Annotated in this window: 1 protein-coding gene; it reads right to left on the bottom strand. The window is 53.1% G+C overall.

Annotation, left to right across the window (positions count from 1 at the left end):
• Positions 1-37 precede the first annotated feature (37 nt).
• Entirely contained in the window at positions 38-1,324 is a 1,287-nt protein-coding gene (locus G3569_RS18175; protein ID WP_165271506.1) for an IS256 family transposase, read from the bottom strand.
• Between the last annotated feature and the right edge of the window lie 99 nt (positions 1,325-1,423).

Below are 1,423 nucleotides of genomic sequence, written 5' to 3'. Positions count from 1 at the left end.
GGTCAAGTCTCAATTAGTGTGTAAAAATGTGAGAAGATCATGCCGCCAGTTGGTAAGAGATTTTGTTGTTTTGGGTTATTGTTTCCTCGTCAGGAATCATCGTTTTACGCAAGTTTTTTAATTGGGCCAATTCCAACTCATCCATGCTCACGCGTTGCCAATCTCGAGCTGCGCGAATAAGGCTTCCATAAACCAATTTCATCGCTCCCTTCTCATTTATATGGTTTGGAATTACTTTTGTCCGCCGCTTCTGCTCGACAAACGCTCGTTCGATAAGGTTCGTCGTGCGGATGTAGCGGCGGTGGCCGGCCGGAAACTCCAGATGGGCCAGGCAGGCTTCCAGGTCGGCCTGGAAACACTTAATCATGTTGGGGTGCTCCCCGGCGTAGGCTTCAGTAAGACCGGCCGCTAGTTGGTCCGCCGTCGCTCGGTCAGGGGCGTAATAGACAGCTCGAATCTTGCGTTTTATGGGGCCGCGAATCTGCTCATCGCGCGGTAGCTTACCCATCAGGTTGCGCATCTTATGGGCAATGCAACGCCCGCGGGTGGCGTACGGAAAGCACTTGGTCAGGGCGGCTTTTAGGCCTTTCCCACCGTCGCTGATCACAAATAGTGGCTGGGGCATGCCCCGGTCGATCAGATCGTCAAAGTGGGCTTCCCAGCAGACCGCTGATTCGCTGGCTATCGCTTCCAGGCCCAACAGAACCTTGCGCCCGTCCGAGCAGATCCCCCACACGCAAAGAATGGTTTGTCCGCCACTAATTGATCGGATCGACTCATAGACCCCGTCGGCAAACAGATAAATCACATCGTAGCCGGACAGATCTTGGGTAGCCCAGCGCTCATACTCCTCATACAGAGCATCGCTCATCCGAGAGGCGCCGCTACGGGAAATAAGTTGCTCCCCGCCGGGTTCAGTTAGGGCCGCTTCGACATCACGCGTGGAAAGCCCGCGCGTGTACATTTCTACAGCCAAGGTCTTCAGGCGACCCTCAATGTTGTCAAGGCGTTCTAAAAGCTTGGACTCAAAGGGTTGCTCGTTGTCCCGCACGCGGGGGCGTTGCACGCTTAACTGCCCGCTTCGCGTCTTGAAGCTCTTCGGGGTGTAGCCGTTGCGATACCCTTTGGGATCGGTATCGCCGCTATGTTCATGCCAACCGCGGCCAAGAAATTCATCGACCTCGGCCTCCAGACCTTCCTGGAGATTTTTTTGGGCACCCAGATCCACCAGCTCAGCCAGCAGATCATCGGCCTCGGTTTGGCCGCTGGTTAATTGTTGAATTCGTTTGCTCAAACGTTGTGAAGGTTTTACTTTCTTATTCATAGGTGTTGTCTGTGTTTGGTAGTTTGTGATTTTAGATCAATCAAATCTACCAACCAGGCAGCACCTTCTCAATTTTTACACAAGTATAGGGACATTACC

This window comes from Fodinibius halophilus (assembly GCF_011059105.1).
Taxonomy (GTDB): domain Bacteria; phylum Bacteroidota; class Rhodothermia; order Balneolales; family Balneolaceae; genus Fodinibius; species Fodinibius halophilus.
This window is presented reverse-complemented; position numbering and strand designations above follow the sequence as displayed.